Origin of the sequence: Wolbachia endosymbiont (group B) of Melanostoma mellinum (assembly GCF_947251465.1) — a bacterium.
Lineage (GTDB): Bacteria > Pseudomonadota > Alphaproteobacteria > Rickettsiales > Anaplasmataceae > Wolbachia.
In genome coordinates this window covers 774,174-791,953 of the sequence record NZ_OX366366.1, presented here as the reverse complement: position 1 = coordinate 791,953, position 17,780 = coordinate 774,174, and the positions used below count along the sequence as shown (strand labels likewise).

Genomic DNA, 17,780 nt, shown 5'->3' with positions numbered 1-17,780 from the left:
AATGCTGCTGAAAACCGATTTGCTTATAGTTATGGAAGAAATTCTCTAATTGCATACCACACCATTCAATTGTAGTATGTCATTTTATACTTGATAAAAACGCTGTATTGTATTATAATATATCATCAAGAGATAATAAGGAGTTACATATGTCTTATATGAAAAACGAACAGGATATTCGCTCTCAGGGCGTTTATTATAGTGCTGGACTCAGGAGTTACCTAACTAAAGTATACAATTATATGGCTTTAGCTTTAGGTGTTACAGGGCTTGTTGCGTTTTTAACAGTGTTTTCTGGTCTTTTCCAGGTGATTTATTCCAATCCTGTTCTATCGCTTGTGGTAATGCTATCTCCAGTTGCATTGGTGTTTTATATGTCTTTTAGGCTTCAACACCTAAGTGCTCAGTCAACACTTACTGTATTTTTTCTATTCTCAGTTTTAATGGGAATTTCTTTATCTCATATTTTTATAATTTATACTGCAGAAAATATAGCGAGAGCATTTTTCATTACATCGATCATGTTTGGTTCTATGGCTTTATATGGTAATACTACAAAAAAAGATCTTACCAGCATGGGTTCTTTTTTGATTATGGGAATCTGGGGGTTAATCATTGCATCTATAGTTAATCTGTTTCTTGGAAGCAGTCCTCTCTATTTTGCAATATCGTTTGTATCAGTGATAGTGTTTACTTTAATGACCGCATACGATGCTCAGAGAATCAAAGATGTTTATTATAGATATAATGATGGCTCAGAAGTTGCAACTACTAAGCTGGCAATACTTGGTGCAACTAATCTTTACTTTGACTTCATCAATATATTCCTCAATTTACTCAGGTTACTTAACTTGTTCAACAATAAGGATTAGATGATTTCCTTTTTAAGGGGAAACAATAAAAGTTCTATAGTTTTCCTCCTAATATCTTTAGTGGTATTGATGCTGTGTCTTGCATATGCTTCAGTACCGTTGTATAGCATCTTTTGTAAAGCTACTGGATATGGTGGCACAACGAGAAAAGTAACTAATGCAACAATAAATGCAACTGACCAAAAAATCAGGGTTCACCTTAATGCTGATATAATATCAGGTCTGCCTTGGGAATTTAAATCAGAAACTAACTACATCGATACAAATATAGGGCAACAAAGTTTAGTATTTTATTATGCAAAAAATTTATCTGATCAGCCTTCTTTTGGAATGGCAGTGTATAATGTCACACCTTTTAAAGCAGGTAAATATTTCAATAAAGTTGCATGCTTTTGTTTTGAAGAGCAAATGCTGCTACCAAAACAAAAAGCGGCTATGCCCGTATCCTTTTACGTAGACCCTGAAATAATGCGTGACAATAGTACAAAAGATTTAAGTGAAATAACACTATCATATACGTTTTTTAAGCTTAAATAACAAACCTTTTCCTATTGTAATCCGAACAAGGTTGTACGATACATCTATTGAATTGAGCAGGAGCTCTTATTTGCTTTTTGCACACTGACTACTTGTGTTTCAGTGTTCGTTGTTGCTAATTCCCATCCTTCATTATTTGCTTCACAAGCATTCCAACATTGAGCCAACTCCTTATTATTTTTTACAGAATCTGGTATTTCTATGTTGGGATTTTTTTCTAATGTATGCTTAATTAGAATCTCACAGCAATTTTTGCGTTCAATTGACTTATCCTTACAATATAATTCAGCAACACACTCTAAAGCAGTGTTTCCATTGTAGTTTTCATCTGGGCTATCATTCACTCCCGCTTTTATGAGAGCCTTTAATATGTCCGGAGAATGGGTCAAAACACAGGTATGTAAATATCCTTTTTCGTTTTGCACATTAGCTCCTGCTTTTATTAAAACTTGCGCTAGATTTGTTAAAGTGTACGGTTTATAGTTAATGGCGATGGAAAAAAGACTATCTATTGGAAAGCCATCATAATCTTTCAAGTCAAATCTGTGATTAATATCAAATCCTTTTTTTCCCAAGAAGTATATAAATATTTACAATAGTCTCCTTTTTTATCTGATTTTTGCATTTTACATTTTAACCTTTCTTTTATTTTTATTATTGGTATCTAAATCGTCATCTTCATCCACTTCACACAACACATTGAATAAAACACCATAAAGCCAAGTTTCTCTGTTTGTCATAATTTGTGCCTCAAAACTATTAACAATACGCTTATGTAGTGTATAAACTCTAAATAACATTTTGCAAAATATTAATTGCTAGATAACATAATTAAAGTTTTTGTCTTACATTTATCATGGTTAGAGCTATACAAATTAAAAAAACTGGGGGGCCAGAAGTATTAGAATTTGTAGATAAGAGCATAGGTGAGCCAAAAGATGAGGAAGTCTTAATACGTCATACAACTATCGGCTTAAATCGTTATGATTTAGAACACAGAAAAGGTACACGCAAAATTAAAGATCTGCCATCAGTACTTGGAGTAGAGGCAGTAGGAGTTGTTGAAAAGCTTGGTAAAAAAATTAGTGATGGACTTAAGGTTGGAGATAGAGTTGGATATTGCACAGCTCTTCCAGGGGCATATTGTGAAAAGCGCATTGTACACCAGAAATATTTGATAAAAATTCCGAATGATATACCTGATGAAGTTGCTGCTGCAGTATTGTTTAAAGGTATGACAGCTCACTATTTAGTTAATCAATCTTATAAAATCAGGCCTGGTGCTTTTGTACTAGTTCATGGAGCTAATGGTGGTTTGGGGCAAATAATATGCCAATGGGCAAAGGATAAAAAAGGTATAGTGATAGGTTCTATAAGCTCTGACGAAAAAATGAAGATAGCTTTACAAAATGGCTGCACATACGCAATAAACTACAATGATAAAGATTTCGTTTCTAAAATCATGGAGATTACGAAAAATAGAGGAGTAGGTGCAGTGTATGACCCTATAGGTTACGCTACAAGCAAGCTCTCTTTTGAATCTTTGGGTAAGTTTGGCATATATGTTTCCTATGGGCAGATATCAGGTAATGCTCCTATTAATTTCTCTTTACTTAGTTCGCGTTCGTTATTTGCAGCTGGAACTTCGATATATCACTATAAGCATGATAAATTTACATTAGTGCTTACTGCAATGGAAATATTCGAGATGATAAGAAAAAAACTTTTAATCGTACGAATTAATAAAAAATATAAATTTGATGAAATAATAGGGGCTCATCGTGACATGGAAAATAGAAAAATAAGTGGGCTAAATATCATCAAAGTTTCTTAAAATAAATTAGTAACCTAAAATAATTATTCATTAAGTCATATCAACAAGAATTTCATATGGTTAATTCTCTTTTTGGGAAAGTTAAAAGCATACAGCTGAACTGACTGAGATTTTTACCGGACTAGTTTGAAAAACTTGTCATTCTGCTACTCGTTAGTGGCGTGGTAATGCGATGTTTTATCTATAGATATTATGTTCACAGTAGTTTCAAAAGAAGCTGAGTAAATAAGTTATATTTCAAATTAGATTTGGTGTCACATCTAACATTATAAGTATTATCACTTTAATAGTATATGGAGCTGTTATTTTGTATCCGTTCAGAGGTGTGGTTTAAGAAACAACAGCTAGCAGGTTTTGAAAAGGGTTTAATTCCTTTTGTTTCCAAGTCAGATACAACGAAATTATCCGCTCAAGAAATCTATTCCCTCGCTCTGACTGTGCAAAATATGAATTCTTACGATAGACAACATAATGCCGTATCTGTCGCTCAACATGGTTATTCGTTAATGGAATATTCTCTGGGTCATCCAAAAATGTCCACATCATTGACTCGGATTTTATAATACCCTTTACCGTTCGTGAAGCTCCTTTTGCTTCAAGTATATAAGATATTTTTATCATGCAGTACTGTATGTATCTTCGTAATTCTTTAGCTTGCTTAGTGAACTTTGAAATACTAATTTCATTTTCTGACAAAGCGTTTTTTAATACAAACAATCCATTAGCTGCGTCTTTTAAACAATGGCCAAGTCTCATTACTTCACTATTCCAACTATGAGATAACCTCTCGAAATTTCTCAATAAGTGAGCCCAACAAATTTGTCGTTTTTCATCACTGAAGTGGTTGTAAACTGCATATCTGTCAGTAATTACCAGGTTTTTGTAATCACAAAATGCACTATTCTTTAAAAATTTCATTCCTCTTGTATCTGCTAACTTCATAAGACTTGCTTTATTGTTGGCAAACATCCAGCACCATCCCAATTTGCCTTTGTTGTAGTGACTGGTTTCATCAATATGCAAAATTTCGCTTGCTTTTATTTCTTCCTCTATTTGTTCATAGGCTTCTTTACATTTTGACGAAACCCTTGCTTCACTATTGGACACACTACCAACACTTATACTCATGTTAAAGATGTCTTTCATAATATTCGCTATTTCTCGCTTTGAATTCTTATAAAACCCACTTAGTGATGCAACTACTGACTTAACTCTAGGACCAAAGGTATCCGGTGTAACTCCTTCTGGTAATTTGCTACTCCTTCTTTTTCCGCATTTACGACAGCGACCATGTTCTAATTGATACTCAACTACGTAAGGCTTAATTTCTGGTAAATCAACTTTTTGATAGACATATGGTTTTTCCGATATTGCGATTTCTTCACCACACTCGCATCTATTTGGTAACTCTACCTTCACCACCTCATCTGCTTCCATTTTAGCTCGGCAATTCCCCTTATGTCCAACTTGACCACCTATCTTCCTGCCGCCCTCTGACTTATCTTCTGGTGTGTCTTTTTTTATTTTGTACAGCTCTTTTGAACTTGGTAAAGATGAATTCCTTGAGTTTAAGCCGAGTCTCTCTCTTAGTTCAGCATTCTCTATTTCTAAGATTTTATTTTTTTCTTCAAGCTTTGCTACTTTCTGCTCTAAGTTTTTACATAACTCTACAATACTGATCAACAATTGAAGCATCTAGCCTTACTTTACTATCAACATTTTGTGTTATTACTACTTTAATATATTATGTCAATTGTTTTTTATCCTTGCCACACCTCTGAACGGATACGTTATTTTTCTTTTAAATGAATGCTTTTTTCTGTTTTACAATAGTTTTAGAGTTGAGGTTATAGTACTTAGAAAGTTTACATTGCTTTATGAATTGTCTCTGTTGTTCTGATATATCCAGTAATCATAAGTTCTCCTTTAATGGCATTTTGTTCTCATGTTTTATATACCATTACACTCTGGGACCATACATATAAGGCTAAAGTTTGCTGAAAGTCAATTAAAATTACTTAATAAATTGACTATATAAACTAAAAATGCTAGTATTATATTATTAATTTTAAGTAAAGGTACATACTATGAGCTATACAAGAGAACAGTTAAAAGAGGCGAGGCAAGCAAAAAGTAACCTAGAAAAGAAATTTGAATCAAAACTAGAACTAGCAGCAGGCACAATAGTGATACTAACAATAGCACTAGGAATGGGCGCTGTTACTGGGGCTCTTGCAGGTTTAGCTCTAAGTTATGTTAACTTGCCACCTCTCATTGCAGGTGGAATCATTGGTTCTGCAATGTTATTAGTAGGCTTAATCAAGGCTTGTTTTTTCTCAAAAACTACAAATCTCAACGATATACCAGAAGGCATGTCCAAAGAACATGAACAAATTTTGAGAGAATATAGCAACAGCGCTGAATATAAAATTAAAAATTATGCAAATACTATCAGTATTATTGGTGTTTTTTTTGGAGTTGGAGCAGGACTAGTTGCTCTTGGTTTTACATCACCCGCAGCTATAGGTGCTTTAACTTTTGTAGTGAGTGTGATTGCTTGTATTCCTTTAAGTTTCTTAATTGATAAAGCAATTGAGTGCTTTTTTCCAGAAGGAAATAGACAGCCAGGTAGTTCCGTTGATGGGGAGATATACAAAGGAAATAAACAGCCAGGTAGCTCAGTTGATAGTGATGTGAAAATTGTTGATGGGGATGTGTGCAGGAGAGTATTTTAAGAGACGATAGATAGAAGTTTTTGAAGAGGATTTAGCCCATTTTTTTGTGTTAAGTATAATTGAATTATCAGCTTAATTCCTAATCCTGCATAGCTAGTTGATTTTCCCATCCAAGAATCATTTTATTAGCTTGCCTCAATGTTTCAATAGAAGGCAAATCTTCTGTGCTGAGTGGTAGGCGGACAGTTTTGTGTTCTATGAGCCCAATGTCATGCAAAAGTGCTTTAGTAGGTATTGGATTGCTGGCAGTAAATAGAGCTTTGCAAGCTTGTTGCCAACTGTCTGCTTGAGGGTTCTTGCCGCTCATGCATTGCTTAACATATTCATGTACTACACTTGGCCAAACATTGGCAGCAACAGAAACCAGACCAGCCGCACCCTTAGCAGCCATATCAAATATCATATTATCGTCCCCACAAAACACCTCAATATTTGGTGCAACTTTCTTATACTGAGTTAAAGTATCAACGGTGCCACTTGAATCTTTGATAGCCCAAAATTTTTCGTGGCTGGATAAGTTGCGTACAGTTTCAGCGTGAAGACTCACTCCTGCTCTTGATGGAATATTGTAAAGCATGGCTGGCACATGTGCTTTTTCAAGCAGCTTTTCAAACCATAAAGTTTGCCCCATGATTCCAGGCTTTGCATAAATGGGAGTTGTCATTAGATAGCCATGAATAGGCATACCCTTGCAAAAATCAAGCCATTCAAGAGTCTGATATAGATTCACTCCTGGTACACCAATTATAATTTTCGTATTTAATTTTAGCTCACATACAAATTCAACTAATGTGCGCTTTTCAGAATCAGTAAGTGATAAGCTTTCACCTGTGCTACCTAGCAACACTACACCATTTTCAGCTTCAGCTTGCATTGTTAGTAAACGCTGCAAGCTTTGGTAATCTATACTATCTCCACTGCAATTAAAAGGAGTAACACAAGCAGTCCATAAAAATGTAGATTTCAATTGAAGTTATTAAAATGGTATTTCATCATCGATTAGTTCGTCTTTTATATCGTTGTCAAAACTTCCGTGTTTATCTTTTTGTTCTATTTCATTTTGTTTGTATTCACTTGGCTTGTAATCAGAGTTTGACATACTGTTGCGTGAATCTAAAAGGGTAAGGGCACTATTAAAGTTATATAGCACCACCTCTGTCGTATACCTTTCGCTACCATTTTGGTCAGTCCATTTTCTAGTTCTCAGAGAACCTTCAACGTAAACTTTACTACCTTTGCGCGCAAAATCCTTAACAATTTTTACTAATCCTTCACTAAAAATTACAATATTATGCCATTCTGTCTTTTCAGAGCGCGTACCAGAAAATTTGTCAGTCCAACTTTCAGATGTGGCTATCGAAAAACTTGCCATCTCTTTTCCATTTTGTGTAGTCCTAATTTCAGGATCTTTTCCTAAATTACCAACTAATATGACTTTATTTATAGTACCACTAGACATAATTATGCTTTAAAATAAATCTCTTTATTATCTTATGTGAGAGTATTATTGTCAAATTTAATTAAAAACGCGCTTGGAGGGATTCGAACCCACGACCTTTGCCTCCGGAGGGCAACGCTCTATCCAACTGAGCTACAAGCGCAGATGTATTAGATTATTTAATAGATAAACTATCTAAATCAAATTTTTGTTCTGGATAAAGCGTAAACATAATACCTCCATGTCCAAAATGTACATTTTTAGAATTGCTTATCCGTTCTTTTGTTATCTTTTGGTTTACAGCCCATGAAAAAGTTACATAATTTTCAGTTACTGAGTGCACTTTTAAATCCTTAGTATTTATAAACAACTTTCCATTTACCCATATTTTCCATGTATCGGGGGAAAAGTATAAAATTGAATCTAAACTGACTACTTTACAATTGAAATTTTCTTCCTCTGTAACTCCTGAAGACTGTAAGTTAAACTTTTCCATCTCACTAACTATTCTATTAACCTGCTCTTCATCAAAAAAAATGCTTTTTATGCTACCATATTGCGATAAAGTACTCTCTGCTGCCTCTTTTATTATATCGTCTCGATCTATATAATAATTGTTGATAAAAAAACACTCCTTCGCACGCAAATTTGCTATATCAATGAAGTCATTTATTTCTTGATTTCCAACTTTTAAAATACTTTTTAAGTACTTCTTTTCTATAATCATTCCATCATTAGAATGATGACAGACCATTTCATCATTGCCTTGTCTTTCTATATATACACATAAATTTTCACTATTTAACCCTAATATTTTATGCTCAATAAAATCTTCATTACTAATATGCTGTTGGCAAGAATATTTTTTACAAATCCCTATATTTTCTACAAGATCTTCGCAATTGCAATATGCACTAAAATTAAAAAATAGCAGCGTAAAAATAAAAAACAACTTTATATTCATCTACTTAATATGGTATACCAATCAAAAACTATACTAGCTCTCACTATCTCTATCATATTACCACTTAAAATCTGGTTTATAACTTTAGCATCTATATTTCTCTGCTTATTCAAGGTAAGAGATCTGATCATAACATAACCAGGAAGATTTGGAATAGACTGTAGAAATAAAAAAATATGCTTATCGCTAATTGAGCTTAAACTTAGAACCACTTCACTTCTTATTACTTTTGTATGTTCACTTTTATTGTGGAGTTCAGCTTCTTCAGGTATAGAAATTGATATTTCAGGTTCTAACATGTAGTGTTTTTTATATAGCTTGTTAAGCTCAAAATTTAAATTTGTAATGTATCTGCTACTATGTAAGTTTGAAGAAGAAATTCTTTTCCATAAATCTAGGTTTTTATTTAGAACGACTTCTTTCTTTTGAATTTCAATGATCTGTAAATTAATAGAGCGTATTTCCTCAGCTGCAGTTTGATTTTTATTATAAACCTTTTTGTTATAGATAATAAAACACGTTGATAACCCTATTAATACAATAGATAACAATAAGTAATATATGCACTGAATTGTAGCTTTTCTTTTTAGTTGAGAGATAGTCATCAATCTACATTGCCTCTCCTATTTCAACATCAATAGATAGATTTTTCTCTTTAGTAGTAGGTAAGCTAGAAATACTAATATCATGAGTACGGAAATTATCGTTTAAATTTTTCTGTAGTTTCTCGTATTGATAAGAACTGTCTTTACCAGATTGAAAATTAAACCTTAAAGTTGTGGTAATATAACTTTTTGCCTCATTATAATTCCACTCAAATAATTGAAGCTCTACATCTGGTACTTTTAGCTTTTCTACATACTTAACTTGTGTGAGAGGAGAGTACTCTATTTTTGATAAAATATTATTGATATTAATAAAATCGTAAACTTCATCTATCTTTTTTACATTATAGCTTTGGCTAAGTTTTATTAGTTTGTTATTTAAAGCACTCCGCTTTGCAGATAAATTATCAGCAATATTAAAATTCGAATACAAATTCCGCAAACAAAAGGTGTTAATTACAATTAAAGTCAAAAGGAGGTATAGAAAAATCCGAGGAGAGTTTAAATAAAGGTAATTGAATAGATAAAATTCTTTAGTTTCTTTTGTATTAAAAACATCTGTTGGCTTATTCTTAAAGCTATGGAACAAAATTGTAGTATCACAAAAGCTATCTTTTTCGCATATAGCTAATTCTGCTCCCAATAGTTTACCTAGCTCATATGGAGTCAATATGTTCACACTATTCTCTGAAAAATTTATAACTGATAAACTAGATTTAATAGCTTCTGATACTATGATGCAAAGGTCGATAGGGTCATTTTTTTCAAATCCAAACTTAGTTAAAGATTGAATTGTATTTTTCACTTCCTGATATATTTCACCAGCAATGATTCCTGGTAAATTATCATTAGTAAATGGTATTAAACGTGTAAATATCATTTTGTTCTCTTTAAGAACCACTTGTCTATAGCCACCTGTTTTAGTTGCAGCAACTATAATTTTCCAGTTACTAGGATCTTTGTGTAGAATCTTTTTTGCTATACTGACTAGTTCTATAGGAAACATTAATATTCCTTTAAAGTTAGAGCCTATTTCAACAAACACGTCCAACCAATATTCTATTAAATGATTTGCTTTTGATGAAACAAATAGATACCACCAGTTTTGATTAAATTTATTCGGCTTTTCGACCAAGAGAATAGAATTTATATCGTTATTATGAGCAAAATGCTCTACTTTTGTTTTTGCTGATAGATAAGCACTAATCCTATTTACTCTTGGGATAGACTGTAGCAAATAGTTCTGATCAGTGTGATTGAGAACCAGATATAAGGGTGCTTTTTTATCTGATGAGAGACATGAAATTAAGTCAGAAACAACTTTATTATTTTTGTCCTTAGCAAAATATCTTTTATTTAAAGTATCATTTTTAAAATATAGTAACATTGTGCCTTCTTTTCCTATAGAAAGCATAAACTTACTTTTGGGTTTTGACCCAAACATATTAACAAAGTGTATACTCATCTAGAATTAAAAAGGTAATTTATTGAAATTCATTAAACATTAGATGACAATATTACTTATATTATAAGTTTTTGATAAAATTAGTAGTAATATTAACCCTTTTGTATGATGAAGGTTTTTTATATTTGTGCTAGACACAACTTAACCTGACAAACGAGGATTAATTATATCTCAGCTTGATATTTTATTCTCCAACAGACTGAAAATTGAATTAAGCTAAAGACTTGATTTGACGCACGTTGTTGCACATTACCATTTAGTATACTTGAACTGAACATTTTCAGTGAATCCATCTGGCATGACTGAAACTTTTGTATTCATATTTATTTTTAAGTAATTTACTAGCTCATCAACTAATATATCAGGAGCAGAAGCACCTGCAGTAATTCCTATTTTTTCTGCGCCCTGCAACCAATTTTTGTTCATACATTTATAATTATCAATCAAATAGGCTCTTTTTCCTGTGGAAATGCACAGGTCTAATAAACGGTTTGAATTTGAACTGTTTTTGCTTCCTACAATTAACACTACGTCTGTAATTTTAGCCAATTTTTTAACAGCGTTCTGCCTATTTTGTGTTGCATAGCATATATCTTTTAAGTCGGGGCCTGTAATGCTTGGAAATCTGAGCTTCAGTGTAGCAATAATTTCTTTGGTATCGTCAATACTTAACGTGGTTTGTGTTACATAAGATAAATTATCTGGATCTTTGATTTGTAAATTGTATACGTCTTGCATAGTTTGCACTAGAGATATAGGATTACTTACTCTTCCTATAATTCCTTTAACTTCTGGATGATTTTCATGTCCAATTAGAATTAATTCTTTACCACTATCCTCATACCTTTTTGCCTCTTTATGTACTTTGCTAACTAATGGACATGTTGCATCAATCACTTGAACACCCTTTCTTTTTGCCTCATCCTCTATACTTTTCGACACTCCATGTGCGCTAAAGATCAATATTCCTCTATTGTCTTTAATGTCTTCTATGCTGCTTACAAAAACCACTCCTTGTTTCTTGAAGTCCTCTACTATATACTTATTATGAACGATTTCGTGTAGTACATAAACTTGGCGTTCATTTTTGTATTTCTCTAAAGTGATTGCTAATATGTCTACAGCTCTTTTAACCCCTGCACAGAAACCGCGTGGTTCAGCTAAGATAATCTCCATTTTTTAAGTAAGTATGTAAACATTGCTAAAAAGCAAGCTCCGCTCACTATGTTTCATATCATGACTGCTTTACTATAATTTCAAATTTATCATTACCAAGATTTTTGTTAATATACCAGGAACCGTCATCTTTAATTACAAATTCAGGACCCTTGAGGTCTCTTGTTATTGTCCTTCCATCTCGGCCATCCATAGCAATATGGATATCGAATGTAACGATGTCTAGATTTACCATGGCTTTTTTCCCACTGTATGAATTTAGACTAAACTTGCCCAACATGACATCATTAATACTCACTTCTCCTGCATAAGTATCACACTGACCATCTATACAACACTCACTTTTAATATAAAAAAGATCTAACATATTTAAATCTATAAAAAAAAGAACTAAATTTATATACTAAATACAATTCATCATTAATAAGCAACTATAGATTACTTTGGCTACAACAATAATGCAACTGGAAGTATAACATAATTAATTGTATAAGAAACTACACTTTAGAGAAATGGTTGTTTGGTTTTTTTATTAATTTTTTTCACCATACTGTCAATCATGTGTTTTATTCCTTGATATACAGAGTATATACTTTCGTCATTACGCATATAAGCAGAGCAGGAAAATACATTATGTTTTTCATCTTCTATTGATAACTCTGTATCGCATGTTATATGTTCGCCGCCGAGCTTCTCTATCAACTGGTCTTTGTCGTTTCCTATAGTTACCTTAATCTTACTTTCTTCTTTACCTATCTTGCTACTTAAAATTAAAACAATAATGGCTGGAGATATACATATAGTTCCTATTGGCTTTTTTGCAACAAAGAACTCTGAGACTAATCTTTCAAACTCAGGCATTACTGTTTTATTTTCAGCTAAGTCAGATAAATTTTTCGCAACTCCATATCCACCAGGTACGACTAGCATGTCAAAATTTTCAGCTTTAGCTTCTCTTAAATCATTTATCTCACCTCTTGCAATTCTTGCTGATTCTACAAGTACATTCCTTTTTTCTTTTACTGCTTCTTTTGTTTTGTGATTCATAACTTGTGTGATATCAACATCAGGAGCAAAGCACGTGACTTCAACTTCCTGCTGATCAAACACAAGCAGAGTTAAGACTGCTTCTCTCACCTCTGTGCCGTCGAGGTGGCCGCATCCTGATAAAACCACAGCGGCTCTTAATTTTTTCTCACCCATAAAATACCTTGATTTCATATAATCTAGGTATTGTAATACAAATTCCATATTTGGAAAGGAGTAATTATTTTATGTCAATTATAATATAATTAATAATTAGCATATATAATTAGGCATATTTATAATTGATGGGAATTGAATATGGTACAAGGTGGTACAACAAATCCAACCAATTCGGACGAGTTCATTGAAAATGTAGTAAAATACATTAGTGAAAGAAAAGATTTGTTGGAAGCATTGAAGTCTCTATTACAAGCAAATGAATTTGTAAAAAGCGGTGAAATTTTTGACGAATCATCTATCAAGGATGTATCTGAATTGCTGATAAAAGATAAAGATCTTTTGAAGAACGCAATAGATATTGTAAAGGAGTATCTTGAGAAAGACGACAATCAATTCAAAATATTGTTTGAACAAGTAAATAAAGTAAAAGGCATGGAGAAGGAGCTTGAAACTTTAGGCAATGAACTGTTAGCTCAAGAAGTTATAAGTGTAGCAGCATTTACAACATTGACGGGTGCACTAGCAGGTTTATTAACAGTAGGAGGAGTGACCGGTGCATTAATTGTTGGTGGAGCAGCATTTGTAGGATTTATGGCACTAGTTGCTATAGCTGCTATTGGTTATGCCATATATCAGCATAGAGGTGAGATAAAAGAGAGCGTAGGTAAGGGTACCAGTAAAGCAGTCCAGGGTATAGTTGAATCGGGAAAAGAAGTGAAAAGTTTTGTGAAAAATGTGATCGATAAATTACCTACGATTCAAGCAAGAGAGAATAATTTTGAAAAGTTAATAAGCAATTTAATGGAAAAGAATCTTGAAGCTGATGAAGGAAAAAGAACAATGCTTAGTAATGAAATAAAAATAATAAAAATGCTTCAAAATCAAGAGCAGCAATCTTGTATCTTGTAAAAAGCATCTAATGTTTTAAGCTTAAGCATTAGATGGAGAAGAGAAGAACTCTGTCAGTGGTCTTAGATATAAAATCTGTAAGGTAGATAAGAGTTCTCTTCTCAAGAGTACAGGCTGGACGGTATCGTAGAAAAACCTAAATGGTTCTAATTCTGTATTCACAAGACTAGCCTTACTTTTCATTTTTAATGGTAACGCATGGGGTTATATATGATCAACAACTTTTTAGGTATAGATGTATCGAAAGATCGCTTTGATGTTTTTCTCTCGTTCATAAGCAAAAAAGGAAGATGTGAAACTAGAAAAAGGAGTTTTAAAAACGAGGATTCTGGGTTTCAAGGTTTACTTAGCTTTCTACAAAAACATAATGTAGAAGAAGTAAAAGCCTGCATGGAGGCTACTGGTTGTTATAGCGAAGCTTTGGCTGAGTTTCTGCACAACGCTGGACATTCTGTTAGTGTTGTAAATCCTTATTGCATAAAATCTTATGCAAGGAGTAAGCTGATACGACAAAAGAATGATCAGACCGATGCAGAAGTTATTGCTGATTATTGCCAAAGACAGGAACCTTCTAGTTGGACACCACCTTCTCCTGAAATGAAAAAATTAAAACATCTTTATCGTTGCTCAGTTGCGTTAAAAGATGAGTTAACATTAGTAAATAACCACTTAGAAAAAAAAGAGAGACTGCTTAAAGAAGTTGCAAGTGCTTGGGAAGACCTTGCAATGAATATAGCTCAAAAAATAGAAACAATAAAAAACTCCGTACGTGAACTATTAAATCAACATAAAGAATTGTTGGAAAATTTTCAACTTCTATTGACTATTCCAGGAATAGGAGAAGAATCAGCAATAGCTATTTTAGCTGAAGTTCCTGACATAGAGGTTTTTAGAGATGCCAGGCAATTGGCAGCATATACAGGAGTTATACCACGAAATATGACGTCAGGTTCCTCTGTATATGCCAAACCCAGATTAAGTAAATCCGGTTCACAAACATTACGTAAAGCACTTTTCTTTCCTGCTATAGTAGCTAAGAATCACAATCCTATCATTATTAGTTTTTGCCAGAGATTAAAGGAAAAGGGTAAGCATAATATGGCTATCGTTGGTGCTGCAATGCGTAAGCTACTCCATATCATTTTCGGTGTTCTAAAATCCAAAAGTGCTTTTAATCCTGACCATATCAAGAATTACAGGGCAAAGCGGTTGGAGGAGAATTTAGTACTTTAAAATCAAAAAATGCGTACTTTCTATCTTATGTAAAATAGCATTTTACACAAATTTATTTAATGTAGTTGGTTAGTGTATATGTTGATAGAAAGTATTTTTTGATTTCGTAATACAGCTTAAGATTCAATTTCTATAATTTTCTTGTTGACTGACAAGACGGTATCTTCCTTCTCGTATAGATGATAAGATATTTGTTTCTAATTCTTTATAGTCTACCAAACCGGTAGTTCTGTTTGCTTGACTGATTGTCAAACCTCCATTTTTTGTTTCTATTTTATTTTTACTTCTCGGTTTGACACAGTTTATTTAACACTTCCCTAAGTACGTAAGAAAAAACACTCCTATACTGAAAGTACAAGCATTTGTTGAGATTATTAGGAATGTAAAACCTAGCAGAAATCTTGATAATTCAAACGCTGAACAACTTCAAGCTATTGATAGAAAAATCCCTTAATTGTACATAGGCCAAGTTGGCTTATGTGTTCTTATTCTCACTTTGTAAACATGCCAATAATTTTATCCATTATTCCGCCCATATTTGCTTCAGCTTGAGTGTGTGCTATCTTACCACCGTGTGAAATTAATTTGGGATCTGCGCCAGGTGATATATTAACAAATTTACTACCAACAACTCCACTGCTAGTGATTAGGGCTGAGCTATCAACTGGGAGTTTTATATCCCTACTTATACACATGTCGATTCGTGCTATGTAGGTAGCTTTGTCGAGTGATACACCAGTTATGCTTCCGACTTCCACACCAGAGATCTTGACACTATCACCAACTCCTACACCGTTAGCATCAGTAAAAAGGCCATGTATTTTATAACAATCCTTATAGTTTTTCTTTATGTAAGATAATTTATCAATAGCGAAGAAGATAAGAAAAACAGTAAAAATTAATACAAATGAACCAGCAGTTATTTCAAGTATATTTGACCTTCGCATCTTTAGTTATTAGGATTCCAGCTTTCATAGTAATTTTTCACCTTTTGGTTTGGGTAGTATGCATCTTTTGTACCTGTTAAATTAGGAATTTTTCTTTTGTTATTATTCACTGGTACTGCATTATCAGTATAATGCAGCCATATATGCCATGCTGGAGGAATTGTTGTAGGCTCAGAAACATTGTCATATATTACCCATCTTTTTCCTTTACTTGATTCATAGTAAGAATTTCCGTTTTCGTCCCTTCCTATAAGTTCACCTTCTCTCCGCAATAGTCTCGTTACTGCATTATAAATTTTAGACAACATAAAGGTGTTAAAACAAAAAGTATTATATATACTAATACTTTAACGATGTATTAACAACAGTTTAATGCAATTACCAATTCTACAAGTTATTATACCAATAATTGCATCGATGTTCTGCTTTCTTACCAGGAAACATAGGGTGTCCTGGTTTATCTCTTTTTTTACAACGGCAGCTACTTTCTTTATTTCATTAATGTTGCTAGTGAAAACATACAATGGTGAAATTATAACTTATTATCTTGGAGATTGGGCTCCTCCATACGGAATAGAGTTGAGAATTGACATATTGAACTCCTTGATTCTAACTTTGGTGAATTTTATAGCGCTGATTAGTGTGCTTTATAGCTTTCATATTAATGAAAAAGAGATTAGCAAAAACAAAATCTCTGGTTTTTACTCTCTATTTCTACTGTGCCTAAGTGGATTACTCGGAATTTTAGTAACAAACGATATATTCAACCTTTATGTCTTTTTAGAAATTTCATCTCTTTCTTCTTATGTTTTAGTTTCAATGGGAAGGGATAAGAAAGCTTTAGTTGCAGCATTTGAATATCTAATTAGCGGTACTGTGGGAGCAACATTTTACTTGTTTGGCATTGGGCTTTTGTACTCTATGACAGGAACACTCAATATGTCTGACATGGCTGAAAGAATAGTACCATTATACGATAATAACATCATAAGACTTGGTACATTATTCATTTTTGTTGGTCTCTCAATCAAAATGGCACTGTTTCCACTCAGCAGATGGCTGGTTAACGCATATAGTGAAGCACCTAGCTTCATTAGCATATTTTTTTCAGGTACAGTAACCAAAGTGATGATATATGTTTTTATCAGAATCTTTTACACTGTTTTTCAGCAAAAATTTTTCTTACCACTAAGCACCGTGATGATCATCCTTGCGCTTTGTGCTGTTGTATTTGGATCAATATCTGCAATGATCGAAAAAGATATAAAAAGACTGTTTGCTCACTCCAGTATCAGTCAGATTGGCTATATAATTTTAATGCTGGGTTTAAATTCAAAAGCAGGTTTGTTTTCAGCAGTTCTTCACATAGTAAATCATAGCATGATAAAAACGTCTTTATTCATGACTGCAGGGTGTATTTCTTATAAGTTTGGTATGACAAAAATAGAAAATTTATCAGGACTAAAAAAGTCAATGCCCTATACAACACTTGCATTTACTCTACTTAGTTTCGCATTAATCGGTGTACCTTTGACAAATGGCTTTGTAAGTAAGTGGTATATGATGAAAGCAATTATCGAATCTCATGCATGGATTTCCCTTGCAGTTTTTGCTGCTGGCTCTTTTCTTGCACTAATATATATGTGGAGAATGGTTGAGAAAATATATTTTGAAAACAGTACAGCATCAAACGCTGGAATGACACTTAATGAGGTACCATTGCTTATGCTCTTTTGTCTATTATTTATGGCAATTTTAACGGTAATAACTGGGATATATAGTAGTCCAATTCGGTTGGTAATTAATAAATTTGCTTTTTGATTTTCTTATGTTTTATTGTATCTCAAAGTCTGTAAAGT

The 17,780-nt window shown here is 33.0% G+C and carries 20 protein-coding genes and 1 tRNA gene; 7 read left to right on the top strand and 14 right to left on the bottom strand.

The window, feature by feature from the left end:
- The first annotated feature begins 149 nt into the window (after window positions 1-149).
- Both OPR42_RS03630 and OPR42_RS03625 read left to right on the top strand, forming a co-directional pair.
- Window positions 150-872 (top strand): Bax inhibitor-1/YccA family protein, encoded by a 723-nt coding sequence (locus OPR42_RS03630; RefSeq protein WP_007302228.1) that lies wholly within the window; start codon window positions 150-152, stop codon window positions 870-872.
- The gene (locus OPR42_RS03625) at window positions 873-1,409 is read left to right on the top strand and encodes a cytochrome c oxidase assembly protein (protein ID WP_010407017.1); all 537 of its coding nucleotides are present in this window, start codon (window positions 873-875) and stop codon (window positions 1,407-1,409) included.
- Window positions 1,410-1,453: 44 nt separating this feature from the next.
- On the opposite strand, the gene OPR42_RS03620 is transcribed toward OPR42_RS03625, so the two are convergent.
- The gene (locus OPR42_RS03620) at window positions 1,454-1,984 is read right to left on the bottom strand and encodes an ankyrin repeat domain-containing protein (RefSeq protein WP_010407015.1); all 531 of its coding nucleotides are present in this window, start codon (window positions 1,982-1,984) and stop codon (window positions 1,454-1,456) included.
- A 281-nt stretch (window positions 1,985-2,265) separates the two neighbouring features.
- Between OPR42_RS03620 and OPR42_RS03615 the strand changes: the two genes are divergently transcribed.
- Complete coding sequence (locus OPR42_RS03615; RefSeq protein WP_265041853.1) at window positions 2,266-3,243, top strand: quinone oxidoreductase family protein; 978 nt, start codon at window positions 2,266-2,268, stop codon at window positions 3,241-3,243.
- Window positions 3,244-3,573: 330 nt separating this feature from the next.
- Here the strand turns inward: OPR42_RS03615 and tnpC are convergent, their stop codons facing one another.
- Window positions 3,574-4,926: an IS66 family transposase gene (gene tnpC / locus OPR42_RS03610; protein ID WP_264330462.1), complete on the bottom strand. Its 1,353-nt coding sequence runs from the start codon at window positions 4,924-4,926 to the stop codon at window positions 3,574-3,576.
- 404 nt (window positions 4,927-5,330) lie between these two features.
- Between tnpC and OPR42_RS03605 the strand changes: the two genes are divergently transcribed.
- Entirely contained in the window at window positions 5,331-5,978 is a 648-nt protein-coding gene (locus tag OPR42_RS03605) for a hypothetical protein (protein ID WP_230608965.1), read from the top strand.
- Window positions 5,979-6,057: 79 nt separating this feature from the next.
- Here OPR42_RS03605 and dapA read toward each other — a convergent pair whose 3' ends face one another.
- From dapA to elbB, 9 genes are all read right to left on the bottom strand, one after another.
- Window positions 6,058-6,945: a 4-hydroxy-tetrahydrodipicolinate synthase gene (dapA, locus tag OPR42_RS03600; protein WP_026092622.1), complete on the bottom strand. Its 888-nt coding sequence runs from the start codon at window positions 6,943-6,945 to the stop codon at window positions 6,058-6,060.
- Between the two features lie 9 nt (window positions 6,946-6,954).
- Entirely contained in the window at window positions 6,955-7,437 is a 483-nt protein-coding gene (gene ssb, locus OPR42_RS03595) for a single-stranded DNA-binding protein (RefSeq protein ID WP_265041852.1), read from the bottom strand.
- A 68-nt stretch (window positions 7,438-7,505) separates the two neighbouring features.
- Window positions 7,506-7,579: transfer RNA gene (locus OPR42_RS03590), tRNA-Arg, on the bottom strand.
- A 12-nt stretch (window positions 7,580-7,591) separates the two neighbouring features.
- Window positions 7,592-8,380, bottom strand: coding sequence for a hypothetical protein (locus OPR42_RS03585; protein WP_010407002.1), 789 nt, complete (start codon window positions 8,378-8,380; stop codon window positions 7,592-7,594).
- A complete protein-coding gene (locus OPR42_RS03580; protein WP_010406999.1) occupies window positions 8,377-8,985 on the bottom strand; it encodes a hypothetical protein in 609 nt (202 codons plus the stop codon). Before OPR42_RS03580 ends, OPR42_RS03585 begins: the two co-directional genes overlap by 4 nt.
- A gap of 4 nt (window positions 8,986-8,989) precedes the next feature.
- Window positions 8,990-10,450, bottom strand: a complete 1,461-nt coding sequence (locus tag OPR42_RS03575; protein ID WP_265041851.1) for a hypothetical protein — start codon at window positions 10,448-10,450, stop codon at window positions 8,990-8,992.
- A 249-nt stretch (window positions 10,451-10,699) separates the two neighbouring features.
- Window positions 10,700-11,626: a 4-hydroxy-3-methylbut-2-enyl diphosphate reductase gene (gene ispH / locus OPR42_RS03570; RefSeq protein ID WP_139686676.1), complete on the bottom strand. Its 927-nt coding sequence runs from the start codon at window positions 11,624-11,626 to the stop codon at window positions 10,700-10,702.
- Window positions 11,627-11,684: 58 nt separating this feature from the next.
- Window positions 11,685-11,993, bottom strand: coding sequence for a hypothetical protein (locus OPR42_RS08805; RefSeq protein ID WP_406848677.1), 309 nt, complete (start codon window positions 11,991-11,993; stop codon window positions 11,685-11,687).
- A gap of 137 nt (window positions 11,994-12,130) precedes the next feature.
- Window positions 12,131-12,829, bottom strand: coding sequence for an isoprenoid biosynthesis glyoxalase ElbB (elbB, locus tag OPR42_RS03560; RefSeq protein WP_265041849.1), 699 nt, complete (start codon window positions 12,827-12,829; stop codon window positions 12,131-12,133).
- Between the two features lie 141 nt (window positions 12,830-12,970).
- On the opposite strand from elbB, the gene OPR42_RS03555 reads away from it, so the two are divergent.
- Together OPR42_RS03555 and OPR42_RS03550 are read left to right on the top strand one after the other, a co-directional pair.
- Complete coding sequence (locus OPR42_RS03555; RefSeq protein ID WP_265041848.1) at window positions 12,971-13,741, top strand: glycine zipper family protein; 771 nt, start codon at window positions 12,971-12,973, stop codon at window positions 13,739-13,741.
- Between the two features lie 210 nt (window positions 13,742-13,951).
- Window positions 13,952-14,974, top strand: coding sequence for an IS110 family RNA-guided transposase (locus OPR42_RS03550; RefSeq protein WP_264375440.1), 1,023 nt, complete (start codon window positions 13,952-13,954; stop codon window positions 14,972-14,974).
- Window positions 14,975-15,097: 123 nt separating this feature from the next.
- On the opposite strand, the gene OPR42_RS03545 is transcribed toward OPR42_RS03550, so the two are convergent.
- From OPR42_RS03545 to OPR42_RS03535, 3 genes are all read right to left on the bottom strand, one after another.
- A complete protein-coding gene (locus tag OPR42_RS03545; protein ID WP_265041847.1) occupies window positions 15,098-15,226 on the bottom strand; it encodes a hypothetical protein in 129 nt (42 codons plus the stop codon).
- 239 nt (window positions 15,227-15,465) lie between these two features.
- Window positions 15,466-15,921, bottom strand: coding sequence for an outer membrane lipid asymmetry maintenance protein MlaD (gene mlaD, locus OPR42_RS03540; RefSeq protein ID WP_010404199.1), 456 nt, complete (start codon window positions 15,919-15,921; stop codon window positions 15,466-15,468).
- Window positions 15,922-15,923: 2 nt separating this feature from the next.
- Window positions 15,924-16,229: an NADH-ubiquinone oxidoreductase subunit NDUFA12 family protein gene (locus OPR42_RS03535; RefSeq protein WP_265041846.1), complete on the bottom strand. Its 306-nt coding sequence runs from the start codon at window positions 16,227-16,229 to the stop codon at window positions 15,924-15,926.
- A gap of 64 nt (window positions 16,230-16,293) precedes the next feature.
- Here OPR42_RS03535 and OPR42_RS03530 point away from each other — a divergent pair, with 64 nt between their 5' ends.
- On the top strand, window positions 16,294-17,742 hold the full coding sequence (locus OPR42_RS03530) for a proton-conducting transporter transmembrane domain-containing protein (protein ID WP_265041844.1): 1,449 nt from the start codon (window positions 16,294-16,296) through the stop codon (window positions 17,740-17,742).
- Window positions 17,743-17,780 lie beyond the last annotated feature (38 nt).

What these genes read in the sequence shown, in the direction of transcription:
- OPR42_RS03630 (WP_007302228.1), top strand. Translation starts at nt 150, where the DNA reads ATGTCTTATATGAAAAACGAACAGGATATTCGCTCTCAGGGCGTTTAT.
- OPR42_RS03625 (WP_010407017.1), top strand. Translation starts at nt 873, where the DNA reads ATGATTTCCTTTTTAAGGGGAAACAATAAAAGTTCTATAGTTTTCCTC.
- OPR42_RS03615 (WP_265041853.1), top strand. Translation starts at nt 2,266, where the DNA reads ATGGTTAGAGCTATACAAATTAAAAAAACTGGGGGGCCAGAAGTATTA.
- OPR42_RS03605 (WP_230608965.1), top strand. Translation starts at nt 5,331, where the DNA reads ATGAGCTATACAAGAGAACAGTTAAAAGAGGCGAGGCAAGCAAAAAGT.
- ssb (WP_265041852.1), bottom strand. Translation starts at nt 7,437, where the DNA reads ATGTCTAGTGGTACTATAAATAAAGTCATATTAGTTGGTAATTTAGGA.
- OPR42_RS03585 (WP_010407002.1), bottom strand. Translation starts at nt 8,380, where the DNA reads ATGAATATAAAGTTGTTTTTTATTTTTACGCTGCTATTTTTTAATTTT.
- OPR42_RS03580 (WP_010406999.1), bottom strand. Translation starts at nt 8,985, where the DNA reads ATGACTATCTCTCAACTAAAAAGAAAAGCTACAATTCAGTGCATATAT.
- OPR42_RS03575 (WP_265041851.1), bottom strand. Translation starts at nt 10,450, where the DNA reads ATGAGTATACACTTTGTTAATATGTTTGGGTCAAAACCCAAAAGTAAG.
- ispH (WP_139686676.1), bottom strand. Translation starts at nt 11,626, where the DNA reads ATGGAGATTATCTTAGCTGAACCACGCGGTTTCTGTGCAGGGGTTAAA.
- OPR42_RS08805 (WP_406848677.1), bottom strand. Translation starts at nt 11,993, where the DNA reads ATGTTAGATCTTTTTTATATTAAAAGTGAGTGTTGTATAGATGGTCAG.
- elbB (WP_265041849.1), bottom strand. Translation starts at nt 12,829, where the DNA reads ATGGGTGAGAAAAAATTAAGAGCCGCTGTGGTTTTATCAGGATGCGGC.
- OPR42_RS03555 (WP_265041848.1), top strand. Translation starts at nt 12,971, where the DNA reads ATGGTACAAGGTGGTACAACAAATCCAACCAATTCGGACGAGTTCATT.
- OPR42_RS03550 (WP_264375440.1), top strand. Translation starts at nt 13,952, where the DNA reads ATGATCAACAACTTTTTAGGTATAGATGTATCGAAAGATCGCTTTGAT.
- mlaD (WP_010404199.1), bottom strand. Translation starts at nt 15,921, where the DNA reads ATGCGAAGGTCAAATATACTTGAAATAACTGCTGGTTCATTTGTATTA.
- OPR42_RS03535 (WP_265041846.1), bottom strand. Translation starts at nt 16,229, where the DNA reads ATGTTGTCTAAAATTTATAATGCAGTAACGAGACTATTGCGGAGAGAA.
- OPR42_RS03530 (WP_265041844.1), top strand. Translation starts at nt 16,294, where the DNA reads ATGCAATTACCAATTCTACAAGTTATTATACCAATAATTGCATCGATG.